We start from the raw sequence: 1,024 nt of genomic DNA, 5'->3' as shown, positions 1-1,024 counted from the left end.
CCTCGCAGTATCACATTTTGTTTCATGGCTGCCGTTACTCTCTTTGTCGGCTTTTACCTTTTTCCAAATCAATTGAATCAAACCAACAGTCCAATGGTGGCGATTACGCTCGCGCTGATGTGCGTACCTTTCCTCGTATTAGGACAAACCAACAGCCGTGTTTTACAAGCAAGTAAAATGGTGGTGCCATCCCTATTCGCGCTTCAACTCGGCGTCAGTGTGCTCATGGTTTTGTTCATTATTGGCCTGAGCACACTGCACTTACAAAACATCAACAGCCTAATGGCGGCATTGCTGCTGGCGAGTCTGATCGTCAGTATTGCTTCAACGACTAAATGGTTTAGCTCTGGTCAATATCAAAAGCCGACCCCGACAACAAATATCGAACTGATCTCCTCTGCGAAGCAAGTGTGGATTGGCAGCATTTTCACCAATATCCTCCAATGGGGAAGCATTGTTATTGCCGGTTTTTTCATTTCTACCACGGAGCTAGGGTTGTTAGCAGCAGCGCAACGAACATCGCTACTGATTGGCTTTGTACTGATTACCATTAACTTCGTTGTTGCCCGAATGTTCGCCTCTCTTTTTAAAGAGGGAAAGCTGGATAAACTGCGAAATTTAAGTCGATGGGCTTGTCGTGCAAACATTGGCGCAGCTTTACTTCCTGTCTTGGTTTGCACCCTATTTCCTGAATTCGTCATGCAGCTTTTTGGTGATGAATTTCTTGCGGCAGCTCCGCTGTTAGTTGTCCTTTCTTTAGGACAGATGGTCAATATCGCCACTGGCTCGGTAGGATTTTTATTGCTAATGAGCGGCTATGAGAGAACGATGAAATACATCACGATTTGTTCAGGCACTATTTCCATCGCTCTTTTGGTTTTTCTTAGCCAAAGCTACGGCGTTCTGGGGGCTGCATGGGCAATGGCGATCGGCATGGCGATCCAAAACCTTGCCGCGCTCTATTTTGTAAAACGCTATTTAGGCTTCTTTCCTGTGGGGTAACGATGACTAAATCGGAAGAGCG

At 46.1% G+C, this 1,024-nt stretch carries 1 protein-coding gene; it reads left to right on the top strand.

Going from position 1 to position 1,024, the window contains the following annotated elements; translation table 11 throughout:
- Positions 1–1,002 (top strand): polysaccharide biosynthesis C-terminal domain-containing protein (locus R7D93_RS26150; RefSeq protein WP_318129663.1); only part of this gene is annotated, 1,002 nt, incomplete at its 5' end.
- Positions 1,003–1,024 lie beyond the last annotated feature (22 nt).

Origin of the sequence: Vibrio sp. YT-15, assembly GCF_033337445.1 — a bacterium.
Taxonomy (GTDB): Bacteria; Pseudomonadota; Gammaproteobacteria; order Enterobacterales; family Vibrionaceae; genus Vibrio; species Vibrio alginolyticus.
This window is presented reverse-complemented; position numbering and strand designations above follow the sequence as displayed.